The sequence below is a fragment of the Jeotgalibacillus malaysiensis genome (assembly GCF_044789845.1).
Lineage (GTDB): Bacteria > Bacillota > Bacilli > Bacillales > Jeotgalibacillaceae > Jeotgalibacillus > Jeotgalibacillus malaysiensis_A.
The window spans coordinates 2,657,900-2,677,120 of the sequence record NZ_CP085252.1 but is presented as its reverse complement, the minus strand read 5'-3'; the positions used below and the strand labels follow the sequence as shown (position 1 = coordinate 2,677,120).

At 41.3% G+C, this 19,221-nt stretch carries 22 protein-coding genes; all 22 read left to right on the top strand.

Annotated features, from left to right (window positions below; genetic code table 11):
• The first annotated feature begins 52 nt into the window (after positions 1 to 52).
• The 22 genes from fliS (LG330_RS14265) to LG330_RS14160 all read left to right on the top strand — a co-directional run bounded on the left by fliS (LG330_RS14265) (position 53) and on the right by LG330_RS14160 (position 19,134).
• Complete coding sequence (gene fliS / locus LG330_RS14265) at positions 53 to 496, top strand: flagellar export chaperone FliS (protein ID WP_404404914.1); 444 nt, start codon at positions 53 to 55, stop codon at positions 494 to 496.
• Positions 497 to 499: 3 nt separating this feature from the next.
• A complete protein-coding gene (locus LG330_RS14260; RefSeq protein WP_404404912.1) occupies positions 500 to 2,299 on the top strand; it encodes a flagellin in 1,800 nt (599 codons plus the stop codon).
• A 106-nt stretch (positions 2,300 to 2,405) separates the two neighbouring features.
• A complete protein-coding gene (locus LG330_RS14255) occupies positions 2,406 to 2,846 on the top strand; it encodes a YaaR family protein (RefSeq protein ID WP_404404910.1) in 441 nt (146 codons plus the stop codon).
• A 93-nt stretch (positions 2,847 to 2,939) separates the two neighbouring features.
• Positions 2,940 to 3,347 (top strand): flagellar protein FlgN, encoded by a 408-nt coding sequence (locus LG330_RS14250; RefSeq protein WP_404404908.1) that lies wholly within the window; start codon positions 2,940 to 2,942, stop codon positions 3,345 to 3,347.
• Positions 3,348 to 3,366: 19 nt separating this feature from the next.
• Positions 3,367 to 5,016 carry a flagellar hook-associated protein FlgK gene (flgK, locus tag LG330_RS14245; protein ID WP_404404906.1) on the top strand — a complete coding sequence of 550 codons (1,650 nt, stop codon included), beginning with the start codon at positions 3,367 to 3,369 and terminating at the stop codon, positions 5,014 to 5,016.
• Positions 5,017 to 5,028: 12 nt separating this feature from the next.
• Positions 5,029 to 5,907 (top strand): flagellar hook-associated protein FlgL, encoded by an 879-nt coding sequence (gene flgL / locus LG330_RS14240; RefSeq protein ID WP_404404904.1) that lies wholly within the window; start codon positions 5,029 to 5,031, stop codon positions 5,905 to 5,907.
• A 16-nt stretch (positions 5,908 to 5,923) separates the two neighbouring features.
• Positions 5,924 to 6,487 (top strand): DUF6470 family protein, encoded by a 564-nt coding sequence (locus LG330_RS14235; RefSeq protein ID WP_404404902.1) that lies wholly within the window; start codon positions 5,924 to 5,926, stop codon positions 6,485 to 6,487.
• Positions 6,488 to 6,506: 19 nt separating this feature from the next.
• On the top strand, positions 6,507 to 6,938 hold the full coding sequence (gene fliW / locus LG330_RS14230) for a flagellar assembly protein FliW (protein WP_404404900.1): 432 nt from the start codon (positions 6,507 to 6,509) through the stop codon (positions 6,936 to 6,938).
• Positions 6,939 to 6,942: 4 nt separating this feature from the next.
• Entirely contained in the window at positions 6,943 to 7,158 is a 216-nt protein-coding gene (gene csrA, locus LG330_RS14225; RefSeq protein ID WP_404404898.1) for a carbon storage regulator CsrA, read from the top strand.
• A 179-nt stretch (positions 7,159 to 7,337) separates the two neighbouring features.
• Positions 7,338 to 8,150, top strand: coding sequence for a flagellin (locus LG330_RS14220; protein ID WP_404404896.1), 813 nt, complete (start codon positions 7,338 to 7,340; stop codon positions 8,148 to 8,150).
• A 73-nt stretch (positions 8,151 to 8,223) separates the two neighbouring features.
• Positions 8,224 to 8,757 (top strand): hypothetical protein, encoded by a 534-nt coding sequence (locus LG330_RS14215; RefSeq protein WP_404404894.1) that lies wholly within the window; start codon positions 8,224 to 8,226, stop codon positions 8,755 to 8,757.
• Positions 8,741 to 10,408 carry a motility associated factor glycosyltransferase family protein gene (locus tag LG330_RS14210; protein ID WP_404404892.1) on the top strand — a complete coding sequence of 556 codons (1,668 nt, stop codon included), beginning with the start codon at positions 8,741 to 8,743 and terminating at the stop codon, positions 10,406 to 10,408. The genes LG330_RS14215 and LG330_RS14210 overlap by 17 nt, the downstream gene beginning before the upstream one ends.
• A gap of 99 nt (positions 10,409 to 10,507) precedes the next feature.
• Positions 10,508 to 10,867, top strand: coding sequence for a flagellar protein FlaG (gene flaG, locus LG330_RS14205; RefSeq protein ID WP_404404890.1), 360 nt, complete (start codon positions 10,508 to 10,510; stop codon positions 10,865 to 10,867).
• 12 nt (positions 10,868 to 10,879) lie between these two features.
• Entirely contained in the window at positions 10,880 to 12,946 is a 2,067-nt protein-coding gene (fliD, locus tag LG330_RS14200; protein WP_404404888.1) for a flagellar filament capping protein FliD, read from the top strand.
• Positions 12,947 to 12,964: 18 nt separating this feature from the next.
• Complete coding sequence (gene fliS, locus LG330_RS14195; RefSeq protein WP_404404886.1) at positions 12,965 to 13,366, top strand: flagellar export chaperone FliS; 402 nt, start codon at positions 12,965 to 12,967, stop codon at positions 13,364 to 13,366.
• Positions 13,366 to 13,707: a flagellar protein FliT gene (locus tag LG330_RS14190; RefSeq protein ID WP_404404883.1), complete on the top strand. Its 342-nt coding sequence runs from the start codon at positions 13,366 to 13,368 to the stop codon at positions 13,705 to 13,707. The genes fliS (LG330_RS14195) and LG330_RS14190 overlap by 1 nt, the downstream gene beginning before the upstream one ends.
• Before the next feature lie 49 nt (positions 13,708 to 13,756).
• Positions 13,757 to 14,116 carry a hypothetical protein gene (locus tag LG330_RS14185; protein WP_404404881.1) on the top strand — a complete coding sequence of 120 codons (360 nt, stop codon included), beginning with the start codon at positions 13,757 to 13,759 and terminating at the stop codon, positions 14,114 to 14,116.
• 12 nt (positions 14,117 to 14,128) lie between these two features.
• On the top strand, positions 14,129 to 14,329 hold the full coding sequence (locus LG330_RS14180) for a YjfB family protein (protein WP_404404879.1): 201 nt from the start codon (positions 14,129 to 14,131) through the stop codon (positions 14,327 to 14,329).
• A 164-nt stretch (positions 14,330 to 14,493) separates the two neighbouring features.
• Positions 14,494 to 16,182 (top strand): methyl-accepting chemotaxis protein, encoded by a 1,689-nt coding sequence (locus tag LG330_RS14175; RefSeq protein WP_404404877.1) that lies wholly within the window; start codon positions 14,494 to 14,496, stop codon positions 16,180 to 16,182.
• A gap of 426 nt (positions 16,183 to 16,608) precedes the next feature.
• Entirely contained in the window at positions 16,609 to 18,006 is a 1,398-nt protein-coding gene (locus LG330_RS14170; RefSeq protein ID WP_404404875.1) for a sensor histidine kinase, read from the top strand.
• The gene (locus LG330_RS14165; protein WP_404404873.1) at positions 17,952 to 18,365 is read left to right on the top strand and encodes a sensor histidine kinase; all 414 of its coding nucleotides are present in this window, start codon (positions 17,952 to 17,954) and stop codon (positions 18,363 to 18,365) included. Before LG330_RS14170 ends, LG330_RS14165 begins: the two co-directional genes overlap by 55 nt.
• Complete coding sequence (locus LG330_RS14160; RefSeq protein ID WP_404404871.1) at positions 18,349 to 19,134, top strand: response regulator; 786 nt, start codon at positions 18,349 to 18,351, stop codon at positions 19,132 to 19,134. The genes LG330_RS14165 and LG330_RS14160 overlap by 17 nt, the downstream gene beginning before the upstream one ends.
• The last annotated feature ends 87 nt before the right edge of the window (positions 19,135 to 19,221 follow it).

The following is a 19,221-nucleotide window of genomic DNA, read 5'->3' as shown; positions in this document are numbered from 1 at the left end:
TATTCTTCCAGTTCTCCCGATAAAGAGAATGAGAGCAACGGGAGGGAAATAAATGAACTTTTTATCTAAAGAACTTTTATATCAGAAATCACCTCAGGAGCTGACTTCTCTTTTATATGAAGCAGCCATTACGAAACTGGAAAAAGCGATACAGGATACAAAGGAACACAATTACATAGAAGCAAATAAATCTTATCAGCGAGTGAATGATATTCTTCACAGATTGGGTGCAGGCCTGAATTACGATAGTGGAATCATTGCTGATCAGTTAGATGCCTTGTACAACTTTTTGGCGGATGAGATTGTCATGGCTAACTTGAACAAGGATGCAACGCGTGCTGAAGAGGTACTAGTTATTCTAAAAGATATCAGCCAGTCATGGAGACAGGCAACAATCAGTCATCAGCCTGTCAGACGTCCTTCAAAAACAAATGCTTATGAGCAGCATGTAATGGTAGAAGAGCACACGACTCATAAAATGGAAGCGGGGAAATAATCAATGAGAATTAACCATAATATCCAGGCGTTAAATGCATATAGAAATCTTAACCAGACAATGAACGCAACGTCTAAAAGTCTTGAAAAATTATCATCAGGTCTTCGTATTAATCGTGCAGCAGATGACGCGGCAGGTCTTGCGATTTCAGAAAAAATGCGTTCACAGATCCGTGGTCTCGGCATGGCTGAGCGTAACTCACTTGATGCAGTTTCCCTGATTCAAACAGCTGAAGGTGCGCTTTCTTCAACACACGATATTCTTCAGCGTATGAGAGAGCTTTCAGTCCAGGCTGCAAACGATACACTAGAAGATAGTGACCGCCAGGCGATCCAGGATGAAGTAAATCAGCTGACATTTGAAATTGACCGAATTTCTGACACGACACAGTTTAACCAGAAGAAGTTGTTAAATGGATCAGAGTTTGGAAAAGCATTTACCAGCATCAATTCAGATTCAATTCAGTTTGATGGCGTAAATACATTTGAAGGTATCATTGAAGCAACGCCGACCAAGCCCGCTGAAATAAAGCTTGATATTACCCCAGATATGGCTGCGCTTGCAGCAGATAATACAGGCATGGATGAAAAGACGATCGAAATTAATGGTAAGACCTATGAATTCGACACCCAAGGCGGCGTATCTAACGCAACTAATATTGTTGTCAGCCTTTCACCATGGACACCAGCAGATGGTACTGATTCAGATGCAGTTGCTGCAAATATGGACAAAATCACATCAGCATTAAGTGCAGCTATTAATGCAAATGATGATGAATTTTCAACTCAGCAGATTTCAGCAGGATCAGACGGAACTGCTGTCACGCAAAATGGACAGTTGATCATCCGTTCGGTTGAAAATGTTTCTCCAGCGGATGTAGACAATGAAGTTCATTTTAATCGATCAATCACATCAGATTTTTCAGCAGATGAACTGAAATACAGAAATGCTGCAACAGATGCAGAGCTAACAAGTGCAACGTTTATTGCTGACACTGAAGCAGCTAACGCAAGTAGAGTAACACTTACTATGCGAGAAGTACCTAAATCTGGAGATGCAATCACAATTGATGGCTTCACTTTCAACTTTGGGACGCCTGAAGCTGTGTATAACACTGGCGGCTCATCTGTCACGATCGACCCGACTAATAAATCAGTTGAAGACATCCTGAACCAGATGGACAGTGTTCTTGAAACAGCAATTGGCGAGGGGAACACGAACGTTTCAGCTGTTGATCAGACAAAATCAGTTTCAGGAAACACTATAACAATCGGAACAATTAAAACAGCAGATGGCAGTTCAAATGGGATGGAAATTGCCATTAAGGACGCAGATATTAACCCTGCTCAAAATGAAAAACTAAGCCTGATGTTCCAGATTGGCGGTAATGAAGAAGAAACAATGGTAGTAGACATTGAGCCAATGGACACAGCAAAGCTTGGTATTGCAAGAGCAGCTGACGGCACACCGATTACTTCTGCAGGTACAAACGCAGAATTGGGTGTAAATGTAATGACTGCTGAAGATGCGAGAAAAGCGATTTCTACATTTGATAACGCAATAAAACTCGTTTCCGCTGAACGAAGCAAACTCGGCGCATTCCAAAACCGTCTTGAGCATACAGTGACTAACCTTCAGTCAGCACACGAAAACCTGACTGCAGCAGAATCACGTATCCGTGACCTTGACATGGCAAAAGAAATGTCACAGTTCACAAGAAACAATATTCTTAACCAGGCAGGACAGGCAATGCTTGCGCAGGCGAACCAGCTGCCACAGGGCATTCTGCAACTGCTTCAATAATGTTACAATCAGTGGAGGAGCAGATTACCTGCTTCTCCATTTTTAAATCCGCGAAGGCAGGGGTCTGACCCCGCCCTTCGCTACTACCCTAGTGGAGGGATCACACATGGATGTTCAACGCATCAGTAAAACAACCGAAACGAGCAAAACGCAGAAGAAAGAACAAATTGCCAAAGAATCAGTCTCATTCCAGGACGTCATGTCAAAAAAGCGTACAACGACTTTACTAGATAAGCTCACGGCAATGAGCGTTGAAATTGAAGATCAGGGTAAAAAGCTTGCGGACTCTCGTACAGTAGATGACTTACGAAAATATAAAGGGCTTGTTAAAAAGTTCATGGAGGAAGCTGTTAACAACGGCCTCCAGCTTGAAGATCAGCGTGGATTTAACCGACGTGGACGTACCAAGGTCTATAAAATCGTTAAGGAAATCGATACAAAGCTGATCGACCTCACTAACCAGGTACTAGATAAAGAGAAAAAAGGCCTCGATATTCTGGGTACAATTGGGGAAATTCAGGGTCTGATCATAAATGTATACTCATAACGCTTGATAAATGTAGAAAGCATCCGATATATAATTTGATGGTTATTGAAGGCGAGGGTCTGACCCCCTACTTCGAGACTAAGGGGGATACCAATGACTCAGCAATCTATTAAAACGATTCTCTCTCAACAGATCAAGCTGCACAAAAGCCTGCTTGAACTGGCAAAGCGCAAGACTGTTGTGATTAAAGAGAATGATCTTGAAAGTTTAAACCAGTTAATTAAAGATGAACAAAAACATATACAGGCGATTGGCGCGCTTGAAACGAAGCGTCAGCAGCTGAACACAGAGGAAGACGTCCAGCAAGAAAAAGATGAGCTGCTTCAGGTAATCATTGATCTAAAAACAATCAATGAATTGAATCAGGATTTACTGACTCAGTCCATGCAGTTTGTGTCACTTAACCTGGATCTGCTTATGCCACAGCCTGATTCGATTAATTATTCAAAGAAAGACAACGAAGACGAGCCTGTCAGGTCAATGTTTGACTCACAGGCGTAACGGTTAGGGAGGGAAATTGATGAATTCTACATTTATGGGGTTAGAAACAGCGAAACGCGCGCTTTTTACCCAGCAGAGTGCGTTACATACGACAGGTCATAATATTGCGAATGCAAATACGCCAGGCTATTCTAGGCAGCGCGTGAACTTTGGTACGACAAGTCCTTTTGCGCCGGCAGCGATGAACCGTCCTCAGGTGCCAGGTCAAATGGGTACCGGCGTTGAAGCGAAGTCAATTCAGCGTGTACGAGATTCGTTTCTTGATATCCAGTATCGTCAGGAAACAAATAAGCTTGGCTACTGGGATGCGAAATCAAGCGCAATCAGCGAGATGGAAAACATCGTGAATGAGCCGACGACCAATGGACTTGGTGCTGTTATGGGTGAATTCTGGCAGTCGCTTCAGGATCTATCCGTTTATCCTGAAAATGATGGTGCGCGAAATGTTGTGCTTGAGCGAGGGCAGTCAGTAGTAGACACTTTCCATTATCTGAATGACTCACTGAATCAGATTAATGACAATATTGGAAATGAAATCAGTGTCTCACTGGATAGTGTGAATTCCCTTTTAGAGCAGATCGCAAGTGTGAACAGTCAGATCAGTGATGTGGAGCCGCACGGCAATATTCCAAATGATCTGTATGACCGCCGCGATAATCTTGTTGATGAGCTTTCAGGCATGATTAATATTAAAGTAACTTCAACTAAATCTGAAGGTAGACCTGCTGCAGAAGCTGAAGGACTTTATAATATCAGCATTGTTGGGGCTAACGGTAAAGAAGAGTTGCTCGTTTCAAAAGACAGCTACTACCAGCTCGGTTTCCCGAATGGCAGTGGCAATCTTTCAACAACTACACCTGACGTGATCAGTGACCTGAGCATTTTCTCAAGCGCCGGTAAAGAGATCCCTTCCAAACGTATTGCAGTTGCTGATGCATCAGGCAATATGATGTTTTCACAGGGTGAAATCAGAGGACTGATTGAATCTTACGGTTACAGCTATCAGGATGCAGGTGGTACGACTCAGGTAAAAGGGACATTCCCTGACATGCTTGATAACCTTGACCGATTAGCCTATACATTTTCACAAACCTTTAATGCAGTGCATGAAAAAGGGATTGACCTTGAAGGAAATAATGGCGGTGCATTCTTCGGAGAACTTGACAGCTATCAAGGTGCATCCAAAAACATTTCGATGGGTGATCTGACTTCTAAAGAAATAGCTGCTTCCACCACTGCAAATGCGGATGGAAAAGTAAATGCAGGTGACGGTAAAAATGCTGTGAACCTATCAAATATTCAAAGTTGGCTGATGAACGGAGAACCAGTTTTACTTGAGGGCTTTGATGGCACAGAAACATTCGAACCGGCAAGTGCAGATGGAGATTTCAGTCTTCTTGGAAATGCCTCAATGAACTCATTTTATGAAGGTGTCATTGGAAGACTCGGTGTAGAAGGTCTCCAGGCAAACCGACTTGCAGGAAACAGCGAAATCCTACAGCAGTCAGTAAATGAAAAAAGAATGTCAGTCAGCTCAGTATCTTTAGATGAAGAAATGACAAACATGATTCAGTTCCAGCATGCGTATAACGCAGCTGCAAGAAATATCACAATGGTCGATGAAATGCTTGATAAAATCATTAACGGCATGGGCTTAGTCGGCAGATAAGGAGTGAAATAAATGCGCGTAACACAATCAATGCTTTCAAGTAACATGCTGCGCAATCTGACGCAGAGCTATGAAAAAATGGGTAAACAACAGGAGCAGATCGCGACGCAGAAAAAGATTTCACGTCCATCTGACGACCCGGTCGTAGCTATGAAAGGTGTACTGTACCGTCGTAACCTAAATGAAGTTGAGCAGTACAAGCGCAATTTCTCTGAAGCATACAACTGGGTGGAAAACGCTGATTCATCCTTGGATAAAGCGAATCAGGCAATGCAGCGACTGCGTGAGTTGCTCGTTCAGACGTCAAACGATACTTATGATGCAGAACAAAGAAAAGCAACTCGAGCTGAAATTGAGCAATTAAAAGAACACATCGAGGAAATTGGTAACACAAAGTTCGGTGACAAGTATTTATTTAACGGTACTGATACTACTAATAAACCACTTGATGTAGCAAATGGTGTTTATCCCGCAAACAGTGAATCAGTTGAGATTGAACTCTCTAAAGGTGTTCTTATTAAAGTAAACATTGATGGTACTTCAGTATTTTCACAAGAGATGTTTGATGATATTGACGACATCATTGCAACTCTTGAAGATGAAAACTCTACGGGTGATGATATCAATAACTTTATAACAAATATGGACACGCATATGACGAACCTGTCAAATGAACGCTCATCACTCGGTGCTAGATACAATAGAATTGAACTGATGGATTCACGTGTGAGTGAACAGGAAGTCATTGCGACACGTGTAATGTCTGATAATGAAGATATTGATTTTGAAAAAGTGATTACAGATATGAAGGTGCAGGAGAGTGTGCATCGAGCGGCTTTGAGTGTGGGATCGCGGATTATTCAGCCATCACTGATGGATTTTCTTAGATAAGAAAGGGGAATAACCAATGAACATTCCTCAAATACAAATTAATCAGACTCATGCTAAAATCGGTATGGAATCACCAAAAGGTCAGCAGCAGATCGAGCAGCCACAGGCAGTACTTGATCTGAAACAGACTCCTTCCGAAATGAGTATTACCACAACAAAAGGCTGGCTGACAATTGATCAGACAGAAGCCTGGGCATCGATGGACATCAAGCCCATATCACGTCGCATTCGTGAATGGGCCGCTGAAGGAAATCAGGATGTATTAAAAGGCATGCAACGTGTTTCATCAGAAGGTGATGAACTGATGAAAATTGAAAATAGCGGCGATCCAATTAAGTCGATTGCCAAAAGAAACTATGAAGGCCCGCCACCATCGTTTAACATTGGTTTTATTCCACCCCAATTCAGTGTGAAAATGGATTATCGCCCCGACACGACTAATATCCAATTCACTGAAGGAGGCGTTAAGAACAATACGCGTGCACAAAAAACGAGAATCAGCTACACACCACAGGAAGTAAAAATTCACATGCAACAGCTGAACTCAATCAGCTTAAGCGTTGTGAATCAGGAAATCTAAAATAGGAGCTGTTTGTTCCATGAAGATCGAAACGAAATACCACGGTCATATTGAGATCGAAGAAAAAGACATCTGGCATTTTGAAAAAGGGATTCCGGGATTTGAGGATGAAATGCAGTTTACTGTTCTTTCGTTTGAAGGTAATAATATCTTCTATGTACTTCAATCCGTCCAGACCCCGTCACTTGGTCTAATAATCAGCAATCCATTTTCATTTTTCAAAGAATATGAGATCAAGCTTGATGATGCAGTTACACATGCGCTGTCACTTAAAAAGCCTGAGGACTCAATGTTGTATGTCATCCTGACAGTCAGAGAACCATTCAATGACTCAACGGCCAATCTACAGGCGCCCCTGATCTTTAACCTGTCCAACAAAAAAGCAAAACAGGTTATCCTAAACCACTACTCCAGAAAACAGCCCATTGCAACGGCTGCCGTTAAGGAGTGATCCCGTGTTAGTACTGACAAGAAAAACAGGTGAAGCGATCCGGATTGGTGATGACATTGAAATTACAGTGCTATCTGTACAGGGCGACCAGATCAAGCTGGGTATTGATGCACCAAAACATATTGATATACATAGAAAAGAAATCTTCCTCGCAATTCAGGAAGAAAATGAAGCAGCAAACAACACAGTAGATCTTATAAAACTATTCTCAAACGACTGACCCGCACATTGATGCGGATTTTTTTTGTAAAAAAAACTCAAAAACAGTTAAACATTTTGTCCCGGTGCCGATATTACTACTGTAAGCAGGAAATACAGGGCGGCCGACCTTTAAGACTTGCTATAAAACTTACCGTTCACAAGGAAGTGGACAGGTTAAACTCAGGGAGGAAATTTCAAATGATTATTAATCACAATATTACAGCTCTTAACACACACCGTCAGTTATCTGATGCTTCAGGTGCACAATCTAAATCAATGGAAAAGCTAGCTTCAGGTCTTCGTATTAACCGTGCTGGAGACGATGCGGCTGGTCTAGCTATTTCTGAAAAAATGCGTGGTCAGATTCGTGGTCTTGATCAGTCATCACGTAATGCTCAGGATGGGATTTCATTGATCCAAACGGCTGAAGGTGCTCTTAATGAAACTCATTCTATTCTACAGCGTATGAGAGAACTATCAGTGCAGTCTGCAAACGATACAAACACGGATGATGACAGAACTGAACTTCAAAAAGAGATTACTGCATTAAATGCAGAAATAGATCGTATTTCAAATGACACTGAATTTAACACTCAAAAATTATTAGATGGCTCTTTTACTGGTAAGTTAGTGCAAATTGGTGCAAATACTGGTCAAACATTATCAATCTCTGTTTCTACAATGGGGGCTTCGGCACTTGGTATTAATGGTGTGTCAATCGGATCACAAACAGGAGCTAACAGCGCGATTGCATTGTTAGACTCAGCGATTAAGTCAGTTTCAGGTCAGCGTTCTAGCTTGGGTGCTATTCAAAATCGTCTAGAACACACGATCAATAATCTTAATACATCTTCTGAGAACCTTACTGCTGCGGAATCTCGTATTCGTGACGTAGATATGGCTAAAGAAATGATGGAACAAACAAAGAATTCTATTCTTTCTCAGGCTGCACAAGCTATGCTTGCACAGGCAAATCAACAGCCTCAGGGAGTCCTTCAATTATTAAGATAATAAAAAGTTCTGGATGAAATTATATTTGATAGATAGCCATTTGGCTATCTATCCTTTTTTAGGGGTGAGTATTTTGTATGTAATTGATCAAAAAACTTTTTATAAAACTGTTAATACTGAAAGCTTAATAAACGAAATAAAAAAATATCTCCATAATGAGAAGAAAATTCTATTAGATAAAAAAGGTGAAACTTTAAATGATAAGGCTCTGATAGATATCATTAAATCTAATAAAGGTTATGAGTTTAAAACAAATGAATTACGGAATATAGAAATTGGGTTTTTAAAAGAGATGAAAAACTATTTGTACGAATTGGAATTTTATATAAATAAAGTTTCTTATTTGGAGGATCAAAGTAATAAAATCAATTGCTTTATCGACACAATTAACTCATTGACTGAGCTAGAAACAGCTGCAAGATATTACAATATTGATTTTTATTCAATTGAAGAAATAAATGAAATAGCAAATAAAGCAATAAAATATATTGAATTGAATAATATTGATTACCTTATGGATGTGTTGGAATATGAAATTGTACCTAGAATTAGGAATTTTTTAGAGCAAATTATGGGAAGTGTATCAAACAATGAACTACTCAATTGATACTTATTTTGAAAATGATCAAAAGTATTATATCTATAATGAGGAAAGTAAACACAGAAAAGTTTTCTTGAATTCTATTACTCATACATTTAACGAACTTGAAAAATTCACAAAAAAATTTGAGTCAAACAATTTATATATTTTAATTGGTGTTGGAAACGGTAAAATAATTGAATCTCTTTTAAAAGCTAATTTTGCACATTGTTTAATTATTGAGCCTTATGATGAGATCGTTCTAGATAAAAAACATATGGAAATTATAAGAGATAATAAAAATATAACTTTTTACTATTTAAAAGATATATCTTCTTTATTGTTTAATGAGTATATTAAAAAATTTTTAGGTTTAAAAGTAAATATATTAGTTCATCCAAGGTATGAGAATACGAATAAGTACAAATTGAAAGAAATTACTGAATTAATTAAAAACGGAACAACTATGACAAAAGTTAATGAAAATACAGAGAATTATTTTAAACTTGATTGGGTTGTAGAGCCTTTATTAAATTTGAAGTATACTACATCACTACCATCAATTGATAGTTTAAAGAATAAATACCAAGGTGAAACAGCTTTACTTATAGCTTCAGGACCTACCTTAGAAGAAAACATTTCATTTATAAAAAAAATGAAATCTAATGCCCATATATTTTCTGTAGGATCTGCATTAAAAAAATTACTAAACCATCACGTTAATCCAGATTTTGTTACCGCAATTGATTCTAGTATTAAAAATTTTGATGCTCATTTCAAAGGTGTTAATTATAACGGTCCCATGATTATTAGTGGAATGTTGAACTCCAATATTGTTAATCAACATAAAGGACCTATATATCTTACAAATCTAAACATTGATTCTGTTACTAAACTTTATAGAACCGACATTCCAGTTTTCCCATCAGTACCATCTGTTGCTGTATATACACTTCAATTAATGAAATACTTAGGTTTCTCAAAAGTTTATTTAATCGGACAGGATTTAGCTCTAATAGATGGTGAGTATTATGCAAATGGAGTAACAGTACATCAGCATTCAAACAAATTCGAACCACAATTATATGTAGAAGCTAATGATGGGCGGAAAGTTGGGACACTTTATTCATTATATGCTCACTTACAATCTTTTAACGAGCTCATATCAGTATTTGATCATGAAACCATTAAAATTTACAATCTTTCTAAACATGGTGCAAAAATAAAAGGCGTAGAATATGTCTCTCCAGACTCAGTAATAATTGAAAGTACAAAAAAAGGGAATCCAAGTGACTACGATAGAATAAATTTGGATGAGAATAAAGAAGTAATTATTAATTTTATAGAAAATTTAAAAATAACTAAAAATATTATTGACGAAACCCTTGAAAAGTTCAAAAAGTTAAATACTAAAGTAGTTACCCAAAAAGATTTAAAAATAGCATTAAATCTATTAACCCGTATAAGAAGTCAAGAAATCATTGAAGATGTCATTTTAATGCAACTTACATTTTTTCTACAAAAAATAAATAATAAGTTTGAATATATATTCAATAAAGAATCAATAACAAACCAAGATAGATTAGATATGGTTAGTGAAATTATTCGACTAATAGAAGCAGTGTATAAATATATTAATGAAATTTTGGACGATGAAAGGCTCGAGGACTTTGTTTAGTGAAAAAACATTAAACTATATATAAAAATTAAAAGTGGAAAAATTTAATATTTATTACTGTCTGTAGCAAGCTAACTAATAATTAGGGGATGGGTAAACATGAACAGGATTGGAGAGGCAGCGGGCAGTTCATCTATTCAGGAAAGTAAGTTTAGTTCTTTAAATGTACAGCGGGGGTCACATGAGCCTGAGGCGAGTTCGATTCAGCAGAAGGTTCATCGTGAAGAGCCTTTAAGTCAGGCGGAGATTTTGAAGGCTGTTCAGGGTATGAATGACTTTTTAAAGCCGACGAACTCTCATTTAAAGTTCGAGTTTCATGAGGACCTTGGCGAGTATTATGTGACAGTAGTGGACGAAGTTACAAAGGAAGTGATTAAAGAAATTCCTTCAAAAAAGCTGCTTGATTCATATGCAGCAATGACTGAATTTATCGGACTGATGGTGGATCGAAAAGTGTAAGGAGTGAGTTATATGCGTATTGGTGGATTAGCAAGTGGAATGGATATTGATTCGATTGTTAAGAATTTAATGCAGGCTGAGCGTATACCATTACAGAAGCTGCAGCAGGATAAGCAGCGTCTTGAGTGGCAGCGTGATGATTATAGAACGATTAATACGTTGATGATGGATTTTAGAAGCACGCTGACACAGATGAAGTTGTCGACTTCTTTTAGAGCGAGGGCTGTGACGTCTTCTGATGAAGCGAGAGTGACGGCAACTGCTTCTTCAGCAGCAATGCAGGGATCTTATTCTATTGATTCAGTAAAATCTCTCGCAAAAGCGGAATCATGGGTTTCAACTGCCTCAAGCAAGATTAACCCTGCAAAAGCGATGGGTGAGCAATCGATTACTGGTCTGACGTGGAGTGAAGGTGCTGTTGGTAAAAAAATCCTAAACGGTAACGGTACGACAGGTTATCAGCTTGATTTGAATGGTGCATCGATCGATACCAATTCTTTAGATAAAATGAAGGTCAAAGTGGATGGAAAAGTTTTTAACATTATAGATGAGAGTACTACATTTACAGCGGGTAAAAATCAAGTGAAGCTGACTGCATCAGGCGAATTAACTTTTGGCAGTGCAGTGAGTGCCAACTCTAAAATCACGGTTGATTATGTAGCGGATAAGAACATCAAAGATTTAAAAATTGCTGATGGTACGAAGACATTGAACCTAGGGACAAAAATGATTGCGCAAAATGCAGATTTTAAACTTGAGGCTGGAGCTAATACTTATACGTTAGTGGATACTGATCCTACTGATGGTGACGATAGAACAGCTATGGCACTAAAGGATCAGAACGATCAGGTTATCGGAGCAGTAAATCTGAATACAGGCGTTGTCACGCTAAATGACAATGTAACCGGCGAAACCAATGTCAAAGCAAGCTTTGATCAGCAGTATTCAAATATGTCACTGACAACTCATTCAAGTAAAGGCGAAATCACTGAAAGCTTTTTATTTACTTCAGATCAGACATTGAATTCTGTATTTGAACAGGTAAACAAAAGCTCGCTTGGACTATCTATGTTTATGGATACACAGACCAATCAGGTATCAATGATGAGAACGGAGACTGGGAGTTATAATACAACTGCCGGTGCGCCTGATGTTTCATTTGAAGCTGGATTTGCGACAGCAGTGCTCGGCTATAACTACACGTCAATCGATGATGCGAATGATTCACTCAAAATTAAAGCACAAAACGCAGAGTTCACAGTAAACGGTCTGACAACAAACCGTACAACAAACACATTTGATATGAACGGTGTCACATTTACGCTTAACCAGACATTTGAAGCCGGCAACCCGGTGACAATGAACATTAACAATGACAATGAAAAGGTTTTTGACAACATCAAAGAATTCGTTGAAAAGTACAACACACTGATAGCGGCGGTAAATGAAAAAGCGACTGAAGAACGCTATCGTGACTTCAACCCGCTCTCTGATGAAGAAAGAGAAGCAATGTCAGAGAAGCAGCAGGAGCAGTGGGAAGAGAAGGCGAGAAGTGGCCTGCTCAGACGTGATCCAATTTTAACAGGCGCGCTTTCATCCATGAGAATGGACTTCTATTCACCGGTTTCAAACGACCAGACAAATCCTGCTTTCAGTCAGCTTGCGTCAATTGGGATCACGACGACTGCGAACTTCCGTGAAGGCGGTAAGCTTGAGATTAATGAAGCTAAGCTGAAGGAAGCGCTCAGTAATGATCCGGAAGCGGTTGAGAATTTATTCAGAAGTGGTGGAGACGCTGTTGAGGACGGTGCACAGGGGATTCTTCACAGACTGACGGATACGGTAAACGCAACGATGGATCAGTTCCGTCAAAAAGCCGGTAACCAATTTTCAACGAATCAGCAGTTCTCAATCGGACGAAACCTGAATGATGTTGATGACAGAATCAAGCGTTTTGAAGACCGGATGATTCAGGTAGAAGACCGCTACTGGAGGCAGTTCACAGCCATGGAGAAAGCAATTCAGCAGGCGAATAATCAATCAGCTTATCTGATGCAGCAATTTAATTCAGGATTTTAAAGATAGAGGAGTGGCAGCATGGTAAGAAATCCACAGCAGGCATACGCTAACAATCAGGTGAACACAGCTTCACCTGGCGAACTGACATTAATGCTTTATAACGGTTGTCTAAAGTTTATCAAGCAGGGACAGCTGGCTATCGAGAAGAATAACATTGAACAAAAAAATATTAATATCCAAAAAGCACAGGCGATTTTACGCGAGCTTTCTGTGACGCTGAAAACAGAGCAGGAAGTAGCCAAAAATATGCTGGCGTTATACGATTTTTTAATCAGCCGCCTGATGGAAGCGAACGTGAAGGGCAGCACAGAAATTTTAGATGAAGTTGCAGGCTTTGTAACGGAATTCCGCGACGTTTGGAAGCAGGTTATTCAGGAAAACCGCAAGCTGCAGCAGGTTGGAGCGGGCGGAACGGTTTAATGAGTCTTGAAATTTGTTATGAACTGACAAAAGCGCTTTATACAGTTGTGCAGTCTGATCATGATCGTGACGTGAAAATTGATCAGGTTGAAAAGCTTTTAGCGAAAAGAGAAAGCATCCTGAAAGATGTAAAGTTTCCTGAAACGGCTGATGAAAAAAAGCTTGCGAATGATATCATGACCTGGAATCAGAAAATTGACTCTGGTATGCAGGAATTGCGTTTAGAGATCCAGAAGGATATTAAAGATACGGGTCATAAGAAAAAATCTGCGGCGAAGTATAACAATCCGTATGCAGAGACAGCGTCTACAGATGGTGTGTTTTACGATAAGAGAAATTAAATGAGTCTGAGGATGATCCCTCAGGCTTTTTCTGCTAGGAGAAGTTTGTATGGATGAGAGATTCATAGAAGTTGTGGTCAGAACGAAAGAGTTAGGTGAAAAGGTTCTTGAGGAGCTTGAGCACACACAGCGGTTAATTAACGAAGGTCAGTTTGAGCAATCAGTGTATATGTTTGAAGAGGCGATGAAAGGCTATGCACAGATTGAAGCTGCTATTAAGCCTGCTGCGTCGGCAGAACTGGTTGTACATTTTGATTGGGTAGTGAAGGTGGCGAATCAGATCGTTGCTGCTTATTCAGAACAGGCATTTGAGCAGGTGAAAGAAATGCTGCAGAAGTCTATGATTCCAGCGTTTAAGAAGCTGGATCAGGCGATTGAAGAAACGTACAAGGATTATTTAACGCAGTAAGGGGGAGTTTCAGTGGATATAGCAGCTTTATCTATTGGCTTGAGTCAAAGCAAGGTGAAGCAGGATGCGTCGATTGCAATGATGAAAAAGACGATGAATCATGCAGAACAGAATGCTGCTTCGATGATTCAGATGTTGAATAGTTCGCAGGTGAAGGCGGTTGAGCATGCGGCGCAACCGCATTTGGCTGGGCATATTGATGTGCGTGGTTAAGTGAGGGGCATCTCTTTTTGGGGGTGTCTTTTTTGTTTGGAGCGAAGACCAGGGTCTGACCCCGCACTACACAAAAATCAAACTTTCCTACTAAAAAACATTCACAACTAAGCCCTTATACCCGATAATAAGAATATACATATTGTAAGATGGGGGTTAAGGCATTGAAGATTAAAGGTAAATTGATCACTTCGTATTTAGTTATTGCCGGTTTATTAATTTTGCTTGGTGCTGTGAGTGTGATGTCTTTAAATCAGGTGAATGAAAATGGGAAGAGTATGTACACTGAGCGGCTTCTACCGATTTCAATTGTGGCAGACCTTACGAGAATGACGGAGAATACGCGTGTGCAGATGTCGAGTGCTGTGCTGCTTGAGAGTCCGCGGATGATGGAGGCTGCTGAGAATAATATTGCGGAAGTGGATCGTCTGGTTGAAATGTTTTGGGCAACGAACCCGGGCCCTCAGACCTCAGAATACCTAGTAAGCTTTGAAGAGAACTGGTCAGTCTACAGAGAATCTGTGGAGGGTAATATTCCGGTGATTCAGGCCGGCGATTATGATGAAGCAGCGCAGGGGCTTGGTTCGTCAGGTTCCATTTTTGCGATGGCACAGGCGGATCTCGTAGATTTGAAAAATAGAAGTGTAGAAGTCGCGGATGCATTAAATAGTGAAAATGCAGCGATTTTCACAACGAATCAGCTGATCATTTTAGTGATCAGCGGTGTGGCGTTAGTTGCTGCGATTGCAATCGGCATCACAATGGGCCGCGCAATCGGAAGTCCATTAAAGCGTGTTGCATCACGTATGGAGCGTGTATCTAACGGTGATCTGAAGCATGAACCGCTCGTCTCTAAACGAAAAGACGAAATCGGCACGCTTGTTGCCGCGACCAATAAAATGCAGGAAGACTTGAAAACAGTTGTCAGCAAAATTGCTTTAGCCACTGAAAAGGTATCTGCACAGAGTGAAGAGCTGACGCAGTCTGCAAACGAAGTGCGTGAAGGCAGCGAGCAGATTGCTGTTACCATGCAGGAGCTTGCTTCCGGGTCTGAAGCGCAGGCGACAAATGCCGGTGCGCTTTCTGAAACGATGGAAGAATTCTCAGGAAAGATTCAGGATACAACACAGCGAAGCGGAGAGATTTCGAACCGCTCTCGGGAAGTGATGACAAGTGCTGAAGAAGGCTCACAGATGATGGAATCTTCTATTCAGCAAATGATGGTTATCGATCAGGTGATGACTGAAGCAGTTGGAAAAGTGCGCGGTCTTGACCATCAGACAAATGAAATCTCAAAACTTGTCGGTGTGATTCGTGAAATTGCCGAGCAAACCAACCTTTTAGCTCTAAATGCAGCGATTGAAGCAGCACGTGCAGGGGAGCAGGGTAAAGGATTCGCGGTTGTCGCAGATGAAGTCCGGAAACTTGCAGAGCAGGTAGCGAACTCAGTAAATGATATCACCGGCTTTGTAAATGGGATCCAGACCGAGTCCCGGAGCGTTGTTGGTTCACTTGAACAGGGTTATGAAGAAGTGAATGAAGGCACGAGACAGATTGCCGTGACCGGTGAGCGATTCAATGAAATCAATGGGTCCATCAGGGACATGATTCAAATGGTCGATCAGATTACGGATAACCTGCAGGATATTTCACAGGGAAGCCAGTCCATGAATGCATCCGTTCAGGAGATTGCCTCCATTTCACAGGAATCAGCTGCTGGAGTGGAAGAAACAGCCGCATCAAGCGAGCAGTCACTCAGCACGATGGAGACAATATCTGCGAGTGCAGATGAGCTTGCGGGGCTTGCTGAAGAGCTGGCAGGTGAGGTTCAGAAGTTTAAATTAAATGCTTGATGAGAAATCCGGGGCTTTGGTGAGCTCCGGATTTTTGTGTTGGTGTTTGTAGTTGGCCGATTGAGTGCTATATTACTGCAAATGAAGTAGCGATCCACCCGGATTGAGTGCTGTGAGAAGCGGAACGAAGTAGGTATCCGCCAAATTTGGTGCGCTGCCACACCCTCTTAATGCTTTTGAGATTCTAAGTGCCTGTTACCCAAGTTCATGATGAGTGTATAGCTATTGGATGTCCTATTATGCGTGGCGAGGTGCGTATTCGTTCCGTTGACGTAGCGACACGCCCGGGTTGAGTGCTGTGAGTACCAAAACGAGGTAGCTATCAGCCAAATCGAGTGCGGTAAAACTATTATCCACCCCTTCACCTATTCCGCATTTCGAAATAGTCTGTTAAAGTAAATGAAAAATGCTTAGGGGGTGGGTGTTTTGGTCCAGCGTTTGAAGAAGTATAATACGCTTCGCAATCAGATTTCGATTGTGTTTCTTATTGTGATGGTGATTGTGCTCGGGTTTGTGGCTGTTTCGACTTATCATTTTGGCGGACAGATTCTCCGTGATAATGCGGAGCGTCAGTTGAAGCAGACCGCTGTGCAGGCGTCCGGGAAGACGGATACACTGTACGGTCAGATTGATCTTCTGACAACTCAGGTGGCAACAAATCAGTCGATTCAGCAGTTGTTGACCAGTTTATACGATGGGGAGGAAGCGACGTTTCAGCAGCGTCAGTCGCTTTTGACAATCGGAAACACATTTCAGGCGTATTCTGACGGGATTCAGTCTTTTGAGATGTATAGTGCTGAGAATGAGCGGCTGTTTCCGCTAGACGATACATATTTATATGACCGGGTTGCGCCGTATTGGGTGGTGCGTGCTGATTATGAGCAGGGGCGTCAGATCTGGGTTGGACAGGATCCCCAGTATCCGGATTCACTGCTTGCGATCAGGCGGATCAGTCTGATTGAGCGCAGCTTTGCGAGCGGTGGGTATCTTGTGATCCGGATTGATCCGAATTATTTTAGGTTCTCTGATGGTGACCGGACAGAGGATCGTGATGCGAAGGTACTCGCTGACTCGAATGATAATGTCATAACAACGAATTCAGATTTTGCTGAAGCGCTGCTTGATCAGGAGGGAGAGCAGCGGATCACGCTGAATGGAGAAGAACACATCCTCGTTCAGGAAACGTCACCGGTGACTGGATGGACGACGTATATTGCGACGCCGATGACAGTCCTTGCTTCAGGAGCGAGTGTGCTCGGGCTGATTATTTTACTGTCAGCTGTACTTGGCATGATCATTTTCGGGGCAGCTTCATACGGCTTTTCAACGGTGATCACAAAGCCGATATTTAAATTGACTGAAACGATGAAAAAAGCACGTGAAGGTCATCTGCAGAAAAATAAAATCAGATCTTCAAGCATTGAGATCAATGAATTGAATCAGACGTATAATCAGATGGTTGAGCAGACAAATCATTTGATCCAGGTGGTGTATGAAAAAGAATTGATTCAGAACCGGGCAGAATTGAAAGCGCTTCAGGCGCAGATTAATCCGCATTTTCTTTTTAATACGCTGAATGCGCTTTACTGGCTTTTAGAGGAAAAAGAGGAGAGCGAGCTCGCTGAACATGTGGTGACGATGTCCGAACTCTTTAGGTATACGATTGCAAATGGCAAGCGAAAGAATGAGTGGGTGACGCTTCAGGATGAGCTTGAGCATGCGGAGCGGTATATGTCTGTGATGAAAATGCGGTTTGGGGAGCGGCTGAAGTGGAAGATCATATTGCCGGATCAGACGAAATCCATTCTCAGATTCCAAAACTGATGATCCAGCCGCTCGTAGAAAATGCAATTATGCACGGCATTGAAGGGAAAGTGAAGCCGGGTGAAATCAAAATTGAAGTAGCGGAAATTGAACAGGATCGAGTGATGGTCATGGTGAGCGATGATGGCCCTGGCATGTCTGATGAGTTACTGAATCAGGTGACTGAAGCGATGAAAGCTGAAGGCATTTCATCTAAAAAGGGGAACGGTGTCGCCCTGGCGAATGTTCATCACAGACTGCTGCTCCACTTTGCAGGACATGAGACGGGCGGACTGAAGATCGAAAGTGTGGAAGGCAAGGGAACGATGGTGTTCTTTGAACTGCCATATTACGAATCAAAGGGTGAGCGTTTTGGATAAAGAAAGAACCATTTTAATCGTGGATGATGAGGAGACTACGCTGAGAGGACTGACAAAGTCGCTTGAAGTATGGGCGGATGGCAGATTCAGAATCCGCTCAGCTGGTTCAGCAAAAGAAGCACTTTTGACAGCTCAAAACGAAAAAGTCCATGTGCTGGTCACTGATATTTGTATGCCGGAGATGACAGGGCTTGAGCTCATAGAAGAAATTCAGCAGATGGGGCAGAAGCCGGTGTCACTTATTCTTTCAGGGCATTCAGAGTTTGAATTTGCACAGACTGCGATCAGGCTTGGGGTACTCAATTATCTTGTCAAGCCTGTCCAAAAGAATAAACTGATTCAATCTGTTGAAGAGGCGCTTGAAAAGGAATTTACCCAGGAGCGCGCAGGCATTATGCAAAAAGCAGCCGATCACTCACTGGCTGATCTTGAGCAGGACCAAAAGCAGATGACCTCCCCTGTTCAAGCTGGGAAAGATTATATAGATATGCATATGGACAGGCAGATGACACTGAAGGAAGTTGCAGAGCATGTGCATCTGAATCCAAGTTATTTCAGCGTCATTTTTAAAGAGCAGACGGGACTCACATTCAGTGAATATGTCACGAGAAAGAGAATCCAAAAAGCGAAGCAGCTGCTTTTAACAACGTCTATGCCAGTTGCTGATATTGCAGAGATCGCAGGCTATCAGACAGCTAAATACTTTAATAAGATTTTCAAAGAGTATGAGGGGCTGACGCCGGGACAGTTCAGGAGACATCATAAGTAACTGAAAATTCGATCTAATCAAAGTGGAATTTTCCCCAATCAGTGTGACCTACCGGCATGAATTTTCCGGTGCTACACTTAAGTCAGC

Bases quoted from the DNA above. Each gene is read 5' to 3' on its own strand.
- fliS (WP_404404914.1), top strand. From the start codon at position 53: ATGAACTTTTTATCTAAAGAACTTTTATATCAGAAATCACCTCAGGAG.
- LG330_RS14235 (WP_404404902.1), top strand. From the start codon at position 5,924: ATGAACATTCCTCAAATACAAATTAATCAGACTCATGCTAAAATCGGT.
- LG330_RS14210 (WP_404404892.1), top strand. From the start codon at position 8,741: ATGAACTACTCAATTGATACTTATTTTGAAAATGATCAAAAGTATTAT.
- fliD (WP_404404888.1), top strand. From the start codon at position 10,880: ATGCGTATTGGTGGATTAGCAAGTGGAATGGATATTGATTCGATTGTT.
- flgK (WP_404404906.1), top strand. From the start codon at position 3,367: ATGAATTCTACATTTATGGGGTTAGAAACAGCGAAACGCGCGCTTTTT.
- LG330_RS14260 (WP_404404912.1), top strand. From the start codon at position 500: ATGAGAATTAACCATAATATCCAGGCGTTAAATGCATATAGAAATCTT.
- fliS (WP_404404886.1), top strand. From the start codon at position 12,965: ATGGTAAGAAATCCACAGCAGGCATACGCTAACAATCAGGTGAACACA.
- LG330_RS14220 (WP_404404896.1), top strand. From the start codon at position 7,338: ATGATTATTAATCACAATATTACAGCTCTTAACACACACCGTCAGTTA.
- LG330_RS14190 (WP_404404883.1), top strand. From the start codon at position 13,366: ATGAGTCTTGAAATTTGTTATGAACTGACAAAAGCGCTTTATACAGTT.
- LG330_RS14250 (WP_404404908.1), top strand. From the start codon at position 2,940: ATGACTCAGCAATCTATTAAAACGATTCTCTCTCAACAGATCAAGCTG.
- LG330_RS14185 (WP_404404881.1), top strand. From the start codon at position 13,757: ATGGATGAGAGATTCATAGAAGTTGTGGTCAGAACGAAAGAGTTAGGT.
- flgL (WP_404404904.1), top strand. From the start codon at position 5,029: ATGCGCGTAACACAATCAATGCTTTCAAGTAACATGCTGCGCAATCTG.
- flaG (WP_404404890.1), top strand. From the start codon at position 10,508: ATGAACAGGATTGGAGAGGCAGCGGGCAGTTCATCTATTCAGGAAAGT.
- LG330_RS14255 (WP_404404910.1), top strand. From the start codon at position 2,406: ATGGATGTTCAACGCATCAGTAAAACAACCGAAACGAGCAAAACGCAG.
- fliW (WP_404404900.1), top strand. From the start codon at position 6,507: ATGAAGATCGAAACGAAATACCACGGTCATATTGAGATCGAAGAAAAA.